This is a genomic window from Streptomyces sp. NPDC047081 (genome assembly GCF_040643775.1).
GTDB lineage: Bacteria > Actinomycetota > Actinomycetes > Streptomycetales > Streptomycetaceae > Streptomyces.
Map to the genome: position 1 here is coordinate 511,247 of NZ_JBEYUY010000002.1, position 17,942 is coordinate 529,188.

The 17,942-nt window shown below is 71.1% G+C and carries 17 protein-coding genes and 1 pseudogene; 11 read left to right on the forward strand and 7 right to left on the reverse strand.

Translation table 11 applies throughout. The features are described 5' to 3' along the window. The first annotated feature begins 53 nt into the window (after nucleotides 1-53). Nucleotides 54-1,466, forward strand: coding sequence for an aspartate ammonia-lyase (aspA, locus tag ABZ848_RS05400; protein WP_360825628.1), 1,413 nt, complete (start codon nucleotides 54-56; stop codon nucleotides 1,464-1,466). Between the two features lie 80 nt (nucleotides 1,467-1,546). Beyond that, nucleotides 1,547-2,485, forward strand: coding sequence for a glutaminase (locus tag ABZ848_RS05405; protein ID WP_360825631.1), 939 nt, complete (start codon nucleotides 1,547-1,549; stop codon nucleotides 2,483-2,485). 12 nt (nucleotides 2,486-2,497) lie between these two features. Here the strand turns inward: ABZ848_RS05405 and ABZ848_RS05410 are convergent, their stop codons facing one another. Continuing rightward, complete coding sequence (locus tag ABZ848_RS05410) at nucleotides 2,498-3,262, reverse strand: alpha/beta hydrolase (RefSeq protein ID WP_360825634.1); 765 nt, start codon at nucleotides 3,260-3,262, stop codon at nucleotides 2,498-2,500. Nucleotides 3,263-3,432: 170 nt separating this feature from the next. Here ABZ848_RS05410 and mptB point away from each other — a divergent pair, with 170 nt between their 5' ends. Both mptB and ABZ848_RS05420 read left to right on the forward strand, forming a co-directional pair. Then, nucleotides 3,433-4,830 (forward strand): polyprenol phosphomannose-dependent alpha 1,6 mannosyltransferase MptB, encoded by a 1,398-nt coding sequence (gene mptB, locus ABZ848_RS05415; RefSeq protein WP_360825637.1) that lies wholly within the window; start codon nucleotides 3,433-3,435, stop codon nucleotides 4,828-4,830. Continuing rightward, nucleotides 4,827-6,179, forward strand: coding sequence for a glycosyltransferase 87 family protein (locus ABZ848_RS05420; protein WP_360825640.1), 1,353 nt, complete (start codon nucleotides 4,827-4,829; stop codon nucleotides 6,177-6,179). The genes mptB and ABZ848_RS05420 overlap by 4 nt, the downstream gene beginning before the upstream one ends. Before the next feature lie 35 nt (nucleotides 6,180-6,214). On the opposite strand, the pseudogene ABZ848_RS05425 reads toward ABZ848_RS05420, so the two are convergent. The 4 genes and pseudogenes from ABZ848_RS05425 to ABZ848_RS05440 all read right to left on the reverse strand — a co-directional run. After that, nucleotides 6,215-7,255 (reverse strand): annotated as a pseudogene (locus ABZ848_RS05425) (serine hydrolase); the annotation flags it as partial. A gap of 37 nt (nucleotides 7,256-7,292) precedes the next feature. Then, entirely contained in the window at nucleotides 7,293-7,856 is a 564-nt protein-coding gene (locus ABZ848_RS05430; RefSeq protein ID WP_360825643.1) for a hypothetical protein, read from the reverse strand. A gap of 94 nt (nucleotides 7,857-7,950) precedes the next feature. Further along, nucleotides 7,951-9,090, reverse strand: a complete 1,140-nt coding sequence (gene rho, locus ABZ848_RS05435; RefSeq protein WP_360825646.1) for a transcription termination factor Rho — start codon at nucleotides 9,088-9,090, stop codon at nucleotides 7,951-7,953. A 294-nt stretch (nucleotides 9,091-9,384) separates the two neighbouring features. Continuing rightward, complete coding sequence (locus ABZ848_RS05440) at nucleotides 9,385-10,212, reverse strand: class I SAM-dependent methyltransferase (RefSeq protein WP_360825649.1); 828 nt, start codon at nucleotides 10,210-10,212, stop codon at nucleotides 9,385-9,387. 99 nt (nucleotides 10,213-10,311) lie between these two features. On the opposite strand from ABZ848_RS05440, the gene ABZ848_RS05445 reads away from it, so the two are divergent. From ABZ848_RS05445 to ABZ848_RS05460, 4 genes are all read left to right on the forward strand, one after another. Continuing rightward, nucleotides 10,312-11,232: a zinc-binding dehydrogenase gene (locus ABZ848_RS05445; protein ID WP_360825652.1), complete on the forward strand. Its 921-nt coding sequence runs from the start codon at nucleotides 10,312-10,314 to the stop codon at nucleotides 11,230-11,232. Between the two features lie 141 nt (nucleotides 11,233-11,373). Continuing rightward, nucleotides 11,374-12,144: an SDR family NAD(P)-dependent oxidoreductase gene (locus ABZ848_RS05450; RefSeq protein WP_360825655.1), complete on the forward strand. Its 771-nt coding sequence runs from the start codon at nucleotides 11,374-11,376 to the stop codon at nucleotides 12,142-12,144. A gap of 6 nt (nucleotides 12,145-12,150) precedes the next feature. After that, entirely contained in the window at nucleotides 12,151-12,564 is a 414-nt protein-coding gene (locus ABZ848_RS05455) for a VOC family protein (RefSeq protein WP_360825658.1), read from the forward strand. A 44-nt stretch (nucleotides 12,565-12,608) separates the two neighbouring features. Continuing rightward, nucleotides 12,609-14,108 carry an MFS transporter gene (locus tag ABZ848_RS05460; RefSeq protein WP_360825661.1) on the forward strand — a complete coding sequence of 500 codons (1,500 nt, stop codon included), beginning with the start codon at nucleotides 12,609-12,611 and terminating at the stop codon, nucleotides 14,106-14,108. Nucleotides 14,109-14,160: 52 nt separating this feature from the next. Here the strand turns inward: ABZ848_RS05460 and ABZ848_RS05465 are convergent, their stop codons facing one another. Beyond that, nucleotides 14,161-14,928 carry an NPP1 family protein gene (locus tag ABZ848_RS05465; RefSeq protein WP_360825664.1) on the reverse strand — a complete coding sequence of 256 codons (768 nt, stop codon included), beginning with the start codon at nucleotides 14,926-14,928 and terminating at the stop codon, nucleotides 14,161-14,163. A gap of 13 nt (nucleotides 14,929-14,941) precedes the next feature. After that, nucleotides 14,942-16,069, reverse strand: a complete 1,128-nt coding sequence (locus tag ABZ848_RS05470; RefSeq protein WP_360825666.1) for a glycoside hydrolase family 19 protein — start codon at nucleotides 16,067-16,069, stop codon at nucleotides 14,942-14,944. A gap of 36 nt (nucleotides 16,070-16,105) precedes the next feature. On the opposite strand from ABZ848_RS05470, the gene ABZ848_RS05475 reads away from it, so the two are divergent. From ABZ848_RS05475 to ABZ848_RS05485, 3 genes are read left to right on the forward strand one after another with little or no spacing between them, the layout of a single operon-like run. Continuing rightward, nucleotides 16,106-16,255, forward strand: a complete 150-nt coding sequence (locus ABZ848_RS05475; protein ID WP_360825669.1) for a hypothetical protein — start codon at nucleotides 16,106-16,108, stop codon at nucleotides 16,253-16,255. A 39-nt stretch (nucleotides 16,256-16,294) separates the two neighbouring features. After that, nucleotides 16,295-16,801 carry an SRPBCC family protein gene (locus ABZ848_RS05480; RefSeq protein ID WP_360825672.1) on the forward strand — a complete coding sequence of 169 codons (507 nt, stop codon included), beginning with the start codon at nucleotides 16,295-16,297 and terminating at the stop codon, nucleotides 16,799-16,801. Further along, on the forward strand, nucleotides 16,801-17,859 hold the full coding sequence (locus ABZ848_RS05485; RefSeq protein ID WP_360825674.1) for an LLM class flavin-dependent oxidoreductase: 1,059 nt from the start codon (nucleotides 16,801-16,803) through the stop codon (nucleotides 17,857-17,859). Before ABZ848_RS05480 ends, ABZ848_RS05485 begins: the two co-directional genes overlap by 1 nt. Nucleotides 17,860-17,942 lie beyond the last annotated feature (83 nt).

Here is a 17,942-nt window from a genome sequence, read left to right on the forward strand (position 1 = left end):
CAAAAGAGAAGGGGCGCTTCAGTCCATCCTTTTGAAAGAGGATCCGTACCCTCATGACCATTGCCGTTACCCGTAGTGAGCATGATCTGCTTGGTGATCGGGATGTTCCCGTCGACGCCTACTGGGGTGTTCACACCCTGCGGGCCACCGAGAACTTTCCCATTACCGGGACTCCGATCTCCGCCTATCCGCATCTGATCGACGCCCTGGCCGCCGTCAAGGAGGCCGCTGCTCTGGCCAACCAGGAGCTGGGGCTGCTGGAGCCCGCGAAGGCCGCCGCCATCGTCGAGGCCTGCCGTGAGATTCGTGACGGGAAGCTGCATGACCAGTTCGTCGTCGACGTCATCCAGGGTGGTGCCGGTACCTCGACCAACATGAACGCCAACGAGGTCGTCGCGAACCGGGCGTTGGAGTTGATGGGGCACGAGAAGGGGCAGTACCAGTTCCTGCATCCCAATGAGGACGTCAATCTGGGGCAGTCCACCAATGACGTCTATCCCACCGCCGTCAAGGTGGCGACCGTGTTCGCGGTGCGTGGGTTGCTCAGGTCGATGGCTGTACTGCAGGACTCGTTCGCCCGTAAGGCCGTCGAGTTCCGCAATGTGCTCAAGATGGGCCGTACACAGTTGCAGGACGCGGTGCCGATGACGCTCGGTCAAGAGTTCTCCGCGTATGCCGTCATGATTGACGAGGATCGCAACCGTCTTGACGAGGCCGTCCAGTTGGTCCATGAGATCAACCTGGGGGCCACGGCCATCGGTACGGGGCTCAATGCTCCTGCCGGGTACGCCGAGTCCGTCCGCCGTCACCTCGCCGCGATCACCGGGCTGCCGCTCGTCACCGCCGCCAACCTCGTCGAGGCCACGCAGGACTGCGGAGCGTTCGTCCAGATGTCCGGCGTGCTCAAGCGGATCGCCGTCAAGCTGTCCAAGAGCTGCAACGACCTGCGGCTGCTGTCGTCCGGGCCGCGCGCGGGCCTCGGCGAGATCAACCTGCCTCCTGTGCAGGCCGGTTCGAGCATCATGCCCGGCAAGGTCAACCCGGTGATCCCCGAGGTCGTGAACCAGGTCGCCTTCGAGGTGATCGGGAACGACGTCACCATCACCATGGCCGCCGAGGCGGGGCAGCTCCAGCTCAACGCCTTCGAGCCGATCATCCTGCACTCCCTGTCGGAGTCCATCACGCATCTGCAGGCCGCGTGCGTGACGCTGGCCGAGCGCTGTGTGGACGGCATCACCGCCAACACCGAGGCGCTGCGCGCGAGTGTCGAGAACTCGATCGGGCTGGTCACGGCGCTGAATCCGCACATCGGGTACACGGCCGCCACCGACATCGCCAAGGAGGCCCTCGTCACCGGCCGTGGCGTGGCCGAACTCGTCCTGGAGAAGGGCCTGTTGACCGCCGAGACCCTCGCGGACCTGCTGCGGCCCGAGGTCGTCGCGGGCAGTGGCTCGCCCCTGGCCTGACGCGGATCCGCCTCGCATCCGACCTGCATACGACCCGCATCCGACCTGCGACGACGCGCCGGGACCGGCGCGGAGGCACAATGGTGATCATGACAATGACGTCGTCCCATTCCTTCCAGCCGATCCTGGAGCGCATCGCCGAGGAGATCGAGCGCACCCCCGGCCGGGGTCGCCCCGCCGACTACATCCCGGCGCTCGCGGCCTGCGACCCGCGCCGCTTCGGCATGGCGGTCGCGGAGCTGGACGGCTCGGTGTACGGCGTGGGGGACTGGCGCGAGCCGTTCTCCACGCAGTCCATCACCAAGGTCTTCACCCTCGCCCTGGACCTGGCCCGCGAGGGCGACGAACTCTGGGAGCACGTCGGCCGCGAGCCCTCCGGCAACCCCTTCAACTCCCTGGTCCAGCTGGAGTACGAGAGCGGCATCCCGCGCAACCCGTTCATCAACGCGGGCGCGCTCGTCGTCACCGACCGGCTGCAGACCCGTACCGGAGACGCGGCCGGCGAACTGCTCGCCTTCCTGCGTACGGAGAGCGGCAACCCGGGCCTGGACTTCGACAAGGACGTCGCCGCCTCCGAGACCGCCAACGGCGACCGCAACGCCGCCCTCGCCCACTTCATGGCGTCCTACGGCAACATCGACAACCCGATCCCGGCCCTGCTCGACCAGTACTTCCGGCAGTGTTCCATCACCGCGTCCTGCGCCGACCTCGCCCTGGCCACCAGCTTCCTCGCCCGCCACGGCATCCGCGCCGACGGCACCCGGCTGCTGACCCAGAGCCAGGCCAAGCAGGTCAACGCCGTGATGCTGACCTGCGGTACGTACGACGCGGCGGGCGAGTTCGCCTACCGGGTGGGGCTGCCCGGCAAGAGCGGGGTGGGCGGCGGCATCATCGCGGTCGTGCCCGGGCGGTGCACGCTGTGCGTGTGGAGTCCGGGCCTGGACGAGCGCGGCAACTCGGTGGCGGGAGTGGCGGCCCTGGACCGCTTCACGACCCTGACCGGACTGTCGGTCTTCTGAACCGCCGAGCCTTCAGTCCAGGAACTCCGTGAGCAGCGGCACCAACAGCGCGGTACGGCCCATCAGCTCCACATGCGTCGTGGACGGCAGCACCGCCAGCCGCGCCCCCGGAATCAGCTCCCGCATCTCCGCCGCGTGCTCCACGCGTACGAAGTCGCGGTCGCCGACGACCAGGAGGGTCGGCGCATCGATTCCTCGCAGGTCGTCGGCGGTCCAGGGCAGCGGGGCGTGGGCGGCGCCCGTGACCTTGGCGAGGAAGTCCTGGAAGTGCTCGGGGTGCGGCGCGACGGCCGCGTACGCGTCGGCCATCTCCTGGAAGTCCGCCTGGCTGGGCAGGCGGGGTGAGGTGAAATCGGGGGTCCGGACGTCGTCGTGGTAGCCGTCCTGGCGGTACTGCGTCGCGGCGAGCACGAGGCGGTCCACGCGCTCCGGGTGGCGCACGGCGACCTCCAGGGCGGTCAGCCCGCCGAGGCTGAAGCCGAGGAAGTCGGCCCGCTGGATGCCGAGTTCGTCCAGCAGCGCCACGACGTCCGAGGCGAGGTTCGCCACCGTGAGGTCGCGATCGGTGTCGGCGGTGTGGCCGTGGCCCTGGAGTTCGGGAGCCACCACCCGCCGGTCGGCGGCCAGCGCGGGCAGCACCGCCGCGAACGAGAGACCGACGGTGTGGACTCCGCCGTGCAGCAGCACCAGCGGACGGCGCGCGGCAGCGGCGGGACCGTGGACCTCGTAGTACATCTCAAGGCCGTTGACCTTGGCGTATCCGGAGCTGCTCGGCACAGCGATCACGTCCTTCACAGGTGGGTCGGGTATCGATGAGACCGGCCGGACGCGGCGAATTCATCGCCCGGACGGCGAGATCACATGCCGGTCACGCGCAGGCCCCCGCCCGGCGACCGGCACGTCAATTTCCGGCCACCCGGCGTTGACACGCTTTCCGAGTGTTGGCCATGGCTTTCCCCGTCGATCTCCGCCGCTGTCAGGTCCTGGGCCTGGCCGGCACCGCCTTCCTCGCACTCGGAGGTGAGACGGCCGGCGCCCTGCCCGTCGAAGAGCTCCTGGACCCTTCGAACGTCCGTGTGGCCCTGGGGGTCGTCGGCGCCTATTTCGGCGTCGTCCTGCTGATCGCCGCCTGGGTGCTGCTCGGCCGGCTCATCCGCAGCGCCGAGCCGCCCACCCCGCGCGCCCTGCTGCTGGTCCTGGCCGTGTGGGCGGCGCCGCTGCTGCTCGCGCCGCCCCTGTTCAGCCGTGACGTGTACAGCTACCTCGCCCAGGGCGCCATGGTCGACGCCCACATGGACGTCTACGCGTACGGTCCCGCGCATCTCGGCGGCCCGCTCGCCAACGAGGTCCCGCCGCTGTGGCAGCACACGGGAACCCCGTACGGCCCGGTCTTCCTCGGTGTCGCCTCCGCCCTGTCGGGCCTGACCCGCGGCGAACTGCCCGCAGGGCTCTTCGGGATGCGCCTGGTGGCTCTGCTCGGCGTGGCGCTGATGGCGGCGACCCTGCCCCGCCTCGCCCGCCACAGCGGCGCCGACCCCGCCCAGGCGCTCTGGCTCGGCGCCCTCAACCCGCTGGTGCTGCTGCATCTGGTGGCCGGCGCCCACAACGACGCGATCATGCTCGGTCTGCTCGGCATGGGCCTGGTGGCCGCGCTCGGCCGCTGGCCGCTGCTCGGGGCGGTGCTCGTCACGCTCGCCGCCCTGGTCAAGGCGCCCGCCGTGCTGGGGCTCGCGGCGGTCATAGCGCTCCAGATCCGCGCGGGCCGCAGTCCGCTGCGCGCGGTGCTGACGACCGCGGCCGCCGCTGCCGCCACCACCGTCGCCGTCACCGCCGTGACCGGCACGGGATACGGCTGGATACGAGCCCTCAAGACCCCCGTGTCGCCCCACAACTGGGCCCTGACCAGCCTGCTCGGCCGCGCCACCGCAGCCCTGCTCACCAAGGTCGGCAGCGATCTCGCCCCGCTCGCGGTACCGGCCTGGCAGGCCCTGGGCCTGGTCGCCACCGGCGTCGCGATCCTCGTCATATGGAAGCGCCGCGGAGGCATCTCGCCCGTGTACGCGCTCGGCCTGAGCCTGGCCGCGGTGGTCGTCCTCGGCCCGGCGATCCGCCCCTGGTACGCCCTGTGGGGACTGTTCCTCATCGCCGCGGCGGCACCGAGCACGTCGATACGGCGCCGACTCGCCGTGGTGACCGGAGTCGTCGCGTTCCTCGCCCTGCCGAGCGGAATGCCCGCGGGCACCGACGAACTGGTGCTCGCCGTCTCCGGCGGGCTGCTCGCCGTGGTCGTGCTGTGGCAGGCCCACCAGGCGGCCCAGGCACCCGCGTTGGGAGGTACCGCATGACCGGGCCCCGCACCGACCGCGGCCGCCTGCTCCTGGTCCTCGCCCTCGCCGCCGCCGTCACGGCCTTCACCGCGACCGTGCCGCTGCTGCGCGACTGGTTCGACCTGCGCGTCTACTACGGCGCCGTCAACACCTGGATCCACCACGGCGGACGGCTCTACGACTACCAGGTGCCGGGGACGACGTACGGCTTCACCTACCCGCCGTTCGCGGCCGTCAGCATGCTGCCGATGACCTTCGTCGGCCTGCGCACCGCGATCGCCCTCGCCCTGCTGCTAAACCTGGCGGCCCTCGCCCTCGTCCTGCACTACCTGACCGACGGCGCCTGGCGGCGCTACGGCTGGTACGGCTGTGCCCTGGGCGCCTGTGTCCTCGCCCTCTTCGAGCCGCTCCGCGACACCTTCAGCTTCGGCCAGGTCAACCTCCTGCTGCTGGCCCTCGTGCTCACCGACGCCTGGCTGCTGCGCACCGGGCGCGAGCGCTGGGCCGGCGTCGGCATCGGCCTCGCTGCGGCGATCAAGCTCACGCCCGCGGTCTTCATCGGCCTGCTGCTGATCGCCCGCCGGTGGCGCGCCGCCGCCGTGGCGACCCTCGTCACCTGCGCGGCGACCGGGCTCGCCGCCCTGGTCGCCCCCGGTGCCTCGCGCTTCTACTGGACCGAGGCCCTGTGGGACACCAACCGGGTGGGCCGCCTCGACTACGTCTCCAACCAGTCGGTGCAGGGCATCCTGGCCCGCCTCGGCATCACCGACCGTCCGGTCTGGGCGCTGGCGGTGCTGCTGGTGCTGGGCGTCTGGGCGTGGCGGTCCCAGCAGGCCGTCGCCGCGGGGGACTGGGCGGCCGCCTTCGCGCTGACCGGGCTGACCGCGTGCCTGGTCAGCCCGATCACCTGGGTCCACCACCTGGTGTGGCTGCTGCCGTCCTTCGCCGTGCTCATCCGCACGGGGCACCCGCGTGTGGCGGGCGCCCTGTACGCGATGCTGTGCACGAGCGTGGTGTGGCTGTGGTTCCACGACGCCTCCGGCATCGACGGATTCCTGGGCAGCAACATCTACGCATGGATCACGCTGGGCCTGCTCGTGGGCATGCCGGTCGGTCAACTCCCCGCGGTCCGCCTGCCCTTGGCCCACAGAGCCAGCGCCACCGCGCCCGCGCCGAGCGCCGCCGCACCCGCGATGAACCCCGTCTCCGCCCAGCCCGGCCCGCCCTCCGGCGCGACCGCCGCGACCACGGGAACGGCTTCCGGCCCCGGCCTCGGCCTGATCCGCAGCGCGTCCAAGGACCCCACCGGCGCCACCCGCCCGGCGGCCGCGAACCCCCAGTCGAGCAGTTCCCGGGCCTCCTCGTAGACGGCGAACCCGCCGCCCGCCTGCGGGTTCATCACCGTGACGACGAGCGTGCGCCCGCCCCGGCGGGCCGCGGCGACCAGCGTGTTGCCCGCGTTGCTGGTGTAGCCGTTCTTGACCCCGATCAGCCCGGGATACCGCTGCACGCCGTCCGCCCCGGTCAGCAGCCGGTTCGTGTTCGCGATCTCGTACGACCATCCGCCCCCGCCGGGGAACTTCGCCTCGGCCGTCCCGCAGTACCGCGCGAAGTCCGCGTTGCGCAGCCCAGCCCGGCCGAACACCGCGAGGTCGTACGCCGACGACACCTGCCCCGGCGTGTCGTAGCCGTCCGGCGACCGCACATGCGTGTCGCGGGCGCCCAGGGCACGGGCCTTGGCCTGCATGCGTACGGCCGTCGTACGCCAGCCGCCGTTGAGCGCGGCCAGGACGTGCACGGCGTCGTTCCCGGAGTTGAGGAACACCCCGCGCCACAGGTCCGCGACCTGGTAAGTGCGCCCCTCGGCGACCCCGACCAGACTGCTGCCCGGCCCGATGCCCGCCAGCTCCTCCTCCTTGACCGTGTGCCGGACACCGGCCGGCAGGGCCGGGAGCACGGTGAGGGCGAACAGGGTCTTGAGGGTGCTCGCCGGCGGCAGCCGACGATGCGCGTCGTGCGCCGCCAGCACTTCACCGCTGTCGGCGTCGGCCACCAGCCAGGACAGCGCGGAGACGTCCGGAAGCCCGGGCGCTCCGCGATGGGCGCGCACCTGGGTGCCCGCTCGATACAGCAACGACGGCTGCGGCACCGCCGTCCGCGGCCCGCCGGGCGGGGTGGGCTCCGCGCCGACGGCCGCCGCGACGGGCGTGAACGCGAGCACGCCCGCAGCGCAGAGGGCGCAGGTCGTGACGACCGCCCGGGATGAGAATCCGATAGTCATACCGCCAACGTAGAAATCACTCCGCCGTACGCGGCGATGGCCGGGCCGGGGTGGGGGCGGGAGCACCCGGATGCCGCAGTGCCTTGTCGGGCGGTGGGCTCTTTCTGGCGATGGGGCTCTTCCAGGCCAGGCATGGGGGCTGGGCGGGGGCAGCCCGGCCATTCCAGGCGTTGGGGCCGTTTCAGGTGGTGAGGCCGCTTCAGGCGTTGGGGCCGTCGCCCGTCACGATGTGGCCCGCGTCCTCACCGACCGCGACGGCGCGCTCCCCGGAGGCCTCGATGTCCGTCTGCCGGGCCGCGGGCGTGCTCTCGCCGCTCCGGGGCGGGACGGCAGGGGCGCCTGCGGGGATGCTCGCCCGGTCGCCGGTGATGATGACGCCCGCGTTGCCGCCCACAGCCACGGCCCGGGTGCCGGAGGCGGTGACCGTCCGGGTCGGTACGGGGGCGCCGGCCGCCTGGAGCTCGGCGACGGCCTGTTCGAGGGCCGTCTTGAAGTCGGGGTCGTCGTCGGTGGCGTCCGCCAGGGAGTCTTCGAGGCGCCGACGGGTTCGCTCGCTCAGTTCCTCGGAGCCGCCGTCGGCCTCCGCGATGGCCCTGCTGAGGGCGGGGTCGTCACCCAGCTTCGCGCTGACCAGGTCGTGAAGCCGGTCCATCCCCGTGTCGATCGCGCGGTCGACCTCCGCGTCCGCCCTCGGTGCCGCCCGGCGCACCTTGCGCACGGCCCAGGCGAAGACGTATCCCACAGCGATCTCGATGCCGGTCACGGCGAGTTCCCCCTCAGGTAGATGCACTGCAGCCGACACGCTAGCCGTCAGCCCCCAACTCCGCCGGATATACGGGGTATTAGGGGATGCTGGCTCACTCGGCCGGCAGTGTCGGCTGGATGCGGCGCAGGAAGGTCGCGTTGTCGGGGGTGTCGCGCATGCGCTCCAGGAGGGTCTCCAGGCCGCCCTGGCCGTCGCGTGTCTGCAGCGCGCGGCGCAGCCCGCGGACGGCGGTCAACTCGGCCGGGGAGAGCAGGAGTTCCTCGCGTCGGGTGCCGGACGGGTTGATGTCGACGGCCGGGTAGACGCGACGCGAGGCGAGCTCGCGGTTGAGGCGGAGCTCCATGTTGCCGGTGCTCTTGAGCTCCTCGAAGAAGTAGTCGTCGGCGCGCGAACCGGTCTCCACGAGCGCGGTGGCGAGGATCGTGAGGGAGCCGCCCTCCTCGGCCAGCCGGGCGGCGCCGAAGAACCGCTTGGGGCCGAGCAGCGCGGCCGCGTCGACACCGCCGCTGAGGGTACGGCCACCGGAAGCGGCCGCGTTGTTGTGCGCCCGGCACAGCCGGGTCAGGGAGTCGAGCAGGATGACGACGTCCTCGCCCGCCTCGACGAGCCGCTTGGCCCGCTCGATGACGAGCTCGGCGAGCGCGATGTGCTGCTTGGGCGCCCGGTCGAAGGTGGAGGCGTACACCTCGCCCCGCACACAGCGCTGCATCTCGGTGACCTCCTCGGGACGCTCGTCCAGCAGCACCACCATCAGGCGGCACTCGGGGTGGTTGCCGGCGACGGCCGCCGCGATCTGCTGGAGCAGCACGGTCTTGCCGGTCTTGGGCGGGGCCACGATCAGCCCGCGCTGGCCCTTGCCGACGGGCGCGATCAGGTCGGCGACGCGTCCGGTCAGACCGGCCGCCGGGTGTTCGAGACGGAGCCGCTGGTTGGGGTGCAGCGGCGTGAGGTCACGGAAGTGACGTCGGCCGCGCAGGTCCTCGGGCGTGCGCCCGTTGACCCGTACGACCTCGGTCAGCGCGCGCCGGCCGTCGCGGACGCCTTCGACCAGGTCGCCCTTGCGCAGGCCGTGACGGCGGATCAGCGCGGGGGAGACCGGGAGGTCGGAGGGCGAGGCGTGCAGGCTTTCGGCGCGCAGGTGCCCCTTCCCGCCCGCGTCGATGTCGAGGACACCGACGGCGATCTGGGTCGGGGCTTCTTGCTTCACAGGGGGTTCGAGAGTGGTGGTCATGGTGGTTGGTCCTTTCGGTCCGTTCGAAGACGGATGGCATGAGACATGCGGGAGGGAGGGGAGAGCCGCGACGGGAAGGCGAGCATGTGGTCATGCGCCTTCGGCGGCGGGAACAGCTGCCTCGGGGTATGGCTGAGCCGTACCGGGTACGAGGCGGAGCCGGAATGCCGGTGCACCGGCCGGGAAACGGCGGGCTGATCGGCGTACTGAAGAGGAACTGGCACCGGCGCCCTGACACGGGGCGTACACAAGTGCTAGCTGGACGGTACCACAGTGGCTACGGCGTCAAACCTGTCAGCGCGTGGCGAGCAGGCCGTAGAGAAGCGGGATCCGGGGCTCCGGAAGGCGCCACCAGCCGGACGGCGTGCGCACCATCTGCGGCCAGCGGGGCCAGGGCAGCTCGTCGCTCTCGCGAAGGCTACGGATGGTCAGTCCTGCCCTCGTCAACGCGTTGATGACCTCGCTTATTCCGTGCATCCACTCGTAACTGTCCGTGGCGCCCTCGACGGCCGGGCCGTCGGTGTACGTGTGCGTCGCGTCCCGGTGCACCGGACCGCCGCCCGCCAGGTAGTCGTGGCGCAGCAGCAGCTCGGGTCCCTCGCCGGGAGCGGGCTTCGGGCCGAGGGAGTTGAGGAGGGGATGGAACTCGACGATGTACAACCGGCCGCCTGGGCGGAGGAGTTGGGCGACGACGTCGGCCCACGGGTCCAGGTCCGGCAGGTAGCACAGCGCACCTTTGCCCGTGTACACGACGTCGAACTGCCGCCCGTCCAGGGCCTGTACGGCGTCGTACACGTTCGCCTGTACGTAGTCCACGTCCAGGCCGGCCTTCGTCGCGATGTCCCTCGCCGCGGCCACCGACGCCGCGGAGAAGTCGAGGCCGGTGGCGCGGGCGCCGCGCCGGGCGAAGGCGATCGTCTCGGTGCCGAGGTGGCACTGCAGATGGAGCACGTCGCGGCCGGGCAGGTCGCCGAGGTCGGCCCACTCGAAGGAGGCGAACCAGCGCTCCGGGTCGAGGTCCTGGTCGAGGCCGTAGAAGCGGCTGGCGAGGTGGACGGGGGTGCGGGCGTCCCAGTTGGCCTGGTTGGCCCGCATGAACCGCGTGTGCTCGTCGGTGCTCATGCGGATATCCAACCGCGGCCGGGCTTCGGATGGCGGGAAGAACCCCGGATCGGCCACGGTTGGCCTGGGACGGATGTCCGACGACGGGAAGGGCAAGTCATGCGCGCACTGATCGTGGACCCCGAGGCACCCGGACGGCTGCGCCTGGGGGAGGCCCCGGATCCGGCGCCCGGACCGGGCCAGGTGCTGGTCGAGGTCGGGCACACCTCGCTGAACTCGGCCGAGCTCTGGTTCGCGCAGCAGGCGGCACCCGGTGAGGTGATCGGCTTCGACGCGGCCGGTGTCGTCGTGCGCGCCGCGGCGGACGGCACCGGGCCCGGGGTCGGCAGCAGGGTCGTCGGCTTCGCGGAGGGCGGCGGCTTCGGCGCGCTGCGGGCCATGGACGTGGCCGATGTCGCGGTCGTTCCGGACGGCGTCGACCTGGGGGAGGCCGCCGCGCTGCCGGTCGCGGCGGGCACCGCGCTGCGGGCACTGGAACAGGCCGGGCCCCTGCTCGGGCGCCGGGTCCTGGTGACCGGGGCGTCCGGCGGCGTGGGCGGGTTCGCGGTGCAGCTCGCGGCGCTGGGCGGGGCGCACGTCATCGGGGTCGCCGGGTCCGCGGACGGGCTGCGGTGGGTCTCGGAACTCGGCGCGGACGAGGTGGTCGGCGGGGTCGACCGGGTCACGGAGCCGGTCGACGTCGTGGTCGACACGGTGGGCGGCGACCAACTCACCGCCGCCTACGGCCTGTTGGCGTCCGGGGGCAGCCTGCAGAGCATCGGCTGGGCCTCCGGGCGGGAAGCCGTCCTCCCGGTCGGATCCACGCTCGGCAGCAGGGCGCCCAAGACCATCGTGTCGGTCTACAACGGCGGTGGACTCACCGACCGCCAGGCCCAGTTGGGGCGGCTGCTCGCCCTCGTCGACGCCGGGAAGCTGCGCGTTCCGGTCGGCTGGCGCGGACCCTGGGACAAGATCGCGGACGCGGTGGAGGCGCTGGGCGGCCGCAGGCTGCGCGGGAAGGCGGTCCTGGACGTGGACTGACGCCTTCGGGCCCGAGCCGTATACCTGCCATACGAACCCCCGATGCCCCTTCCCTGACCTATTTCTTGTTCCGGCCCAACCCCCTACCTACTCTGCCATCACCGCACTCCGGCGGGCATGGGACAAGGGACTTGGGCAATCATGGGTCGACTGGCCGGGAAAATCGCTTTCATCAGCGGAACGGGGGCAGGAATAGGCAGGGCCGCGGCCCAGGTATTCGCGGCCGAAGGCGCCACTGTATTCGGCTGTGACATCGACGAGGACAGGGCCGCGGAAACCGTGGAACTCGTCGAGAAATCCGGCGGATTGATGCGGTCCCTCGCGCCTGTCGACCTGTCCACCGAAGCCGGCGCGCGGCAGTGGATCGACGCCGGGATCGAGGCCTTCGGCGGGATCGACATCCTCTACAACAACGCGTCCGCGCTGCGGAACGGCCCGTTCGAGACGATGCCGGCCGAGGACTGGTACTTCACCATCAAGAACGAGCTGGACATCCCCTACTTCTGCACACAGGCCGCCTGGCCGCACCTGATCGCGCGCGGTGGCGGGGCCGTCCTGAACGTGGCCTCGGTGGCCGCCGTACGCGGCGCGCCGTTCATGCCGATGGTGCCGCACGGCGCCGCCAAGGGCGGGGTGCTCGCCATGAGCAAGCACCTGTGCGCGGCCGGCGCCCCGCACCGCATCCGCGTCAACACCATCGCCCCCGGCATGACCCGCACCGCCGCCACCGCCCCCTTCCTGGACGACCCGGACGGCCCACGGGCCCAGCTGGAGGCCCGGATCCCGGTCGGACGGGTCGGTGAACCGGAGGACATCGCGCGCGCCGCGGCCTTCCTCTGCTCCGACGAGGCCGCGTTCGTCAACGGCGCCAACCTCATGGTCGACGGCGGCGACAGCGCGATGGCGGGCTGAGCGGCCGTGCTCGCGCGATTCGACCACGTCGGCCTCAACGTACGCGACCTCGTCACCCAGACCGCCTGGTACCGGGACGCCTTCGGGCTCGCGCCCGTCTTCGAGTTCCGGCTCGACGGCCCCGGCCTCAGCGGCGTCGTCCTGGCCCATCCGCACGGCTGGCGCCTGGAACTCCTCGCCAGACCCGGATCCGTGCCCGGCCTCAGGGCGCCGGATCCGATGACCGCCGTCCTTACCGAGGGATACGGGCACTTCGCGGTCACCACCCCCGAACTCGAACCCGTCTACGAGGCCCTGGTGGCCCTCGGTGCGGGCGAGGTCATGAAACCCGGGCCCTCACCCGAGCCCGGAATCCGCATGGCCTGGGTCAGTGACCCCGAGGGAAATCTCATCGAACTCATAGAGAAAAACGCAGAGTGAGGGCACGCGCGATGACGGAATCGATTTCCTTGAAGAAACTCGACATGGGGACGCTCATAGCGTGCTGTCTCGCGGTCGCGGCGGCACAGCTGTGCATTACGGTGCCTTCCCCGATCAACGGAAACATTCAGGCCGCTTTCGGCGCCTCGGGTTCCCAGGTGGCCTGGGTGACCTCCGCCTTCATTCTGCCCACCGCCATTCTGGAGCTGAATTTCGGTGTGGTGGGCGACCTCTTCGGCCGCAAGCGGCTGCTGGTGCTCGGCGGGTTCGTGCTCGCGCTCGGCGAACTCCTCAACGCCACCTCCCAGAACATCACCATGCTCTGGATCGGCCAGGCCCTCGCCGGTGTCGGCGCCGCCGCCCTCTTCCCCAGTTCCCTCGCGGTGATCGCGGCCGCCACCCCCGAGGAGAAGGACCGCGCCAAGGCGGTCTCGACCTGGGCGCTGAGCATCTCGCTGGCCTCGGCCCTCGGCCCGCTGTCCTCCGGCGTCCTCGCCACGGTCGCCGACTTCCGCTGGGCGTTCGTGCCGCCGGTCGTGCTCGGTCTGGCCGTGGGTGTCACCTGCTGGATCCTGGTCACCGACTCCAAGGCGCCCGAGGGCCGCACGCTGGACTGGCCGGGCCAGGTCACCATCGCCGTCGGTCTGACCGCGCTGCTGTGGGGCATCATCGAGGGCGGCGACCGCGGCTGGGGCAGCGCGGCGATCGTCGGCTCGCTCTCCCTCGCCGCCGTGGCCCTGGTCGGCTTCGTCGTCGCCGAGAAGCGCTCCGCGTCCCCCATGTTCAACCTGGACCTGCTGCGGATCCCCTCGTTCGCCGCCGCGGCCGTCGTCGCCCTGGCCGGCATGTTCGGCTTCATCGGCACCGCGTACTGCGTCTCGATCCGCCTCGGCGCGGTGATGCACCTGAGCGCGCTGCGGGCGGGCATGCCGTTCGTGATCCTGCAGCTGATCCCGCTGCTGCTGGCGCCGGTGCTGAGCAAGATGCTCACCCGGGTGGAGCCGCGCTGGCTGCTGATGGGCGGCCTGCTGCCCATGGCCGCCGGTCAGTTCTGGATCGCCGCGCTGCCCATCACCACCACGAACCTCGCGGCCTTCATCGGTCCGGTGCTGCTGCTCGGCGTCGGGTTCATCTGCGTCGTCTCCTCGCTCACCTCCGCCGCCGTGAACGCCGTACCGATCAACATGACCGGCATGGCCAGCGGCGCGACCAGTCTGGTGCGCGAGTTCGGGCAGGCGCTCGGCCCGGCCGTCATCAGCACGGTCGCCATGAGCGCCGCCTCCGGGGTCCTGGTGGGCAAGCTGAGTGGCGCGGACGCCGGCATGGAGGCGGCCGCGGGCCCGCTGGCCGTCGTCAACGCCGGCAGCGACAGCGCCAGGGCCGCCGCGCAGACCGCGCTCGGCCACGGCATGGCGGTCGGCGTGGTGATCTGTGGCTGCGCCTCCCTGCTCGGCGCACTGGTCACGCTGCTGCTGGTCCGCAAGAACGCGGCCCGGTCGGCAGTGGGCGCGGGCGAACCGACGGTGCAGACGGCGTCGGCGTAACTCGCGCGGAAGGGAGAGGCCGGGGTCGTCGACCCCGGCCTCTCTCGTGCCGTCAGGCGTTCGGGTCGAACGGGATACCCGAGGGCATGGAGTGGGCGAGCGCGTAGGCGAAGTCGCCGTCCTTGATCTTGATGGTGGCCGCCCCGAAGTCGGCGCTCAGGAGCTTGTCGCGGAAGCCGGCCGGATAGCCGTTCCAGCCCACCAGCCGCGGATAGAACCAGCCCCCGGTCGCGTTCTCCGGCGGCTCGTCGTTGCCGGTCGCGAAGCGGAAGCAGTGGGTCGAGACACCGTCCTTGTGGTAGACGATCTTGGGATGGGTGCCGTCGAAGCGCACCGTGGAGCGGGCCGCCACCTGGTAGCCGCTGTGCTGCGACACCGACACGTACTGGACCTCGTTGTCGCTGATCCACACCACGACGTGCTCCCAGTCGTGCGTGTGCCCGATCGCCGCCGGACCGAGGGTGGCCTGGTCCTTCTCGAAGTAGCTGGCGTACATCACCGCGCACCAGCCGTTGTTGCACTTCTCCCGCGAGTAGGTGTTGGCGTTGGCGAGCTGCGCGTAGTCGTGGCAGTGCCCGTTGACGTCACCGCCGAGCTTCAGCCCGGGGTTGATCGTGCCGTCGGCGCCGATCGCGGCCGTCGCGTAGCAGCCGTCGCCGTCGTAGTCGTAGGCCGGTGAGAAGCTCTGCTCCAGTCCGTCGGCGTTCTGCGGCAGCAGCTGCAGGACATTGGCATGGGCGCTCGCCGGCACGGCGACGACGAGCGTCAGCGCCCCGAGGACACCGAGCAGGCCCTTGGTGAGAGACCTCAGGTTCCGCATCGCATCTCCCGCGTCAGCAGTAGAGGTTGTTGCCGGGGCTGACGCCGAGGATGGCGGTGAAGCGCTGGTAGGCGTCGACGCGGCTCTGTACCTGCGCCGGATTCCTGCCGTCGCATTCCAGCGAGCCGTTGATCGAGCGGATGGTCTGGCCGAAGCCGGCGGAGTTGACCATGGCGTTGTGCGGGGTCATGGTGCCCGGTCCGCTCTGGGTGTTCCAGTACCACAGGCCGGTCTTCCAGGCCACGGAGGCGTTCTGCTCCACCTGCCAGGGGTTGTTGAGGAGATCGATGCCCAACGCGTCCCCGGCGGCCTTGTAGTTGAAGTTCCAGGACAGCTGGATGGGTCCGCGTCCGTAGTAGGCGGCCTGCCCGGCCGGGCAGCCGTACGGCTGGTTCCAGTCGCAGTAGGTGGGGTAGTTGGCGGTGTTCTGCTCGACCACGTAGACGAGGCCGCCGGTCTCGTGGTTGACGTTGGCCAGGAAGGCGGCGGCTTCCTGCTTCTTCACGGTGTCGCTGCCGGTGGTGGCGAAGCCCGGGTAGGCCGACAGCGCGGCCGTCAGCCCGCTGTACGTGTAGAACGAATTCCGGTTCGGGAACATCTGGTTGAACTGCGACTCGCTCACCACGAAGCCCGACGTGTTGCCGCCTCCGCCGCTCGCGGGCGCGTTCCACTTCTGGTTCGCCGTGCCCGCGCAGGTCCAGATCTGCAGCCGTGTGCCGTTGGCGCTGTTGTTGTCGCGCACGTCCAGGCACTTGTTCGCGGCCGGGTTCACGATGTCGTGGGCGCCGCTGACCACCCACTGCTGGTTGGCGCCGCCCGAGCAGTCCCACAGCTGTACGGCGGCCCCGTCGGCGGTGCTGCGGTCCACCACGTCGAGACACTTGCCGAGGGCGCGCAGGGTGCCGTCACCCGGGTTGGACCAGTTCTGGGCGCCGGTCCCATTGCAGTCGTAGAGCTGTACGGCCGTCCCGTTGGCGCTGTTTGCGCCCGCCACGTCGACGCACTTGCCCGCCAGCCCGGTGATCTGACCGTCCGCGGCGACGGCGGGCGTGGCGTTCAACAGCGCGGTGAGCAGGGCGGCCAGAGCGGCGACGACGGCGAAGCGTCTGAGGCGGAAGGCACGGAGGTGGGGGGTGGGCATGGTGGACCTCGCTCCTTGGAGGCTGCGGAAGGTGGGGTGAGGTTCGAGCTGGTGCAGACCATGGCAGGTCGTGTCGACAACCGTCAACACTTAAGGAAAGGAATGAAGTTGATGGTTGAAACCGTGGATCTGCTGGCAGAGGCTGCGGCTGTCGTTGACACGCCGAGTCTCGTCACGCAACGCTGATGGTCGGATGACGCCTTGACGGCGAGGAGGCCGACCGGCGTGAAGTGGACCGGCGCGCGCTACACGGACAAGCCCACGGTCGAGGTGCGGACCTGGATCGACGCCCCGCCCGAGCGGGTGTGGGCGCTGGTCGCGGACGTCGGGCGGATGCCGAGCATGAGCCGCGAACTCCAGTCGGTCGAATGGCTCGACGGCGCCACCGGACCCGCGGTCGGCGCCCGCTTCCTCGGCCGCAACAAGCACGAGGCGCTCGGCGAGTGGGTCACCACCTCGCACGTCATCGAGTACGAACCGGGCCGTGTCCTCGCCTGGGCGGTGGAGGACCCCGCCGACCCGACGGCGATCTGGCGCTTCAGGCTCCATGCCGGAGACGGCGGCACCGAGCTGTCGGAGTGGATGCAGATGGGCCCCGGCCGCTCCGGGCTCTCCCCGGCCATCGACCGGATGCCGGAGAAGGAACAGCAGATCGTGTTCGTACGGATGCGGGAGATCGAGCAGAACATCACCGCCACCCTCAACCACATCAAGCAGCTGGCGGAGAGCTGATGCGCACCGCGACCACGGTCGAGGCCTCCGGCGGTGAACACTGGTCGCAGCAGGCCGACTTCGTGGTCGAGGCCGAGAAACTCGGACTGGACGTCTGCTGGGTGGCCGAGGCCTGGGGCTCCGACGCGCCGTCCGCCCTCGGCTACTACGCGGCCCTCACCGACCGGATGCTGCTGGGCTCCGGCGTCATCCAGGTCGGCACCCGCACCCCGGTGGCCGTCGCCCAGACCGCGATCACACTGTCGAACCTCTCCGGCGGACGCTTCCTGCTGGGCCTCGGCGCGTCCGGCCCGCAGGTGATGGAGGGGTTGCACGGGGTGCCCTTCGCCCGCCCGCTGGCCCGCGTCCGGGAAACCGTCGAGATCGTGCACCGCGTCCTCGACGGCGGCAAACTCTCTTACTCCGGAACGGTGTTCACCATCCCGCTGCCCGGCGGCGACGCCGTCCCGATGCGTCTGTCGACACGCGCCGAGCACGACATCCCCGTCTACCTCGCCGCCCTGTCCCCGGCCATGCTGCGGCTGACCGGTGAGCTCGCCGACGGCTGGCTCGGCACCAGCTTCGTGCCCGAGGGCGCGGCCGGCGCCTACTTCGCCCACCTCGACGAAGGCCTCGCCCGCCGTGGCCGCGACCGCGCCGACCTGGACGTCTGCCAGGGCGCCGAGGTGGCCTTCGCCCCCGACGAGGAAGCGCTGGGCGTCATGATCGCCGGACGCAGGAAGGAACTCGCCTTCAGCCTGGGCGGCATGGGCTCGGCGTCGGTCAACTTCTACAACGACGCCTACAGCCGCCAGGGCTGGGCCGAGACGGCCGCCGAGGTGCGCGAGCGCTGGCAGGCCGGGGACCGGGACGGCGCGGCCGCCCTCGTCACCGACGAGATGGTGCTCGGCACGACGCTCATCGGCACCGAGCCGATGGTGCGCGAGCGGCTGCGCGTGTGGCGGGCCGCGGGCGTGGACACCGTACGCCTGTATCCGGCCGGACGGACTCTGGACGCCCGGCTCGCCACGCTGGCCCGGGCCATCGAGCTGGTGCGGGAGACCGAGGGCATGTCGTGAGGCCGTCCGGGGCGGATTCGGTGGTGGTGTCGATTCGGGTGGGTGCCGTTCGTCGGTGGGGTGTAGGAAGCTCATGACGACCG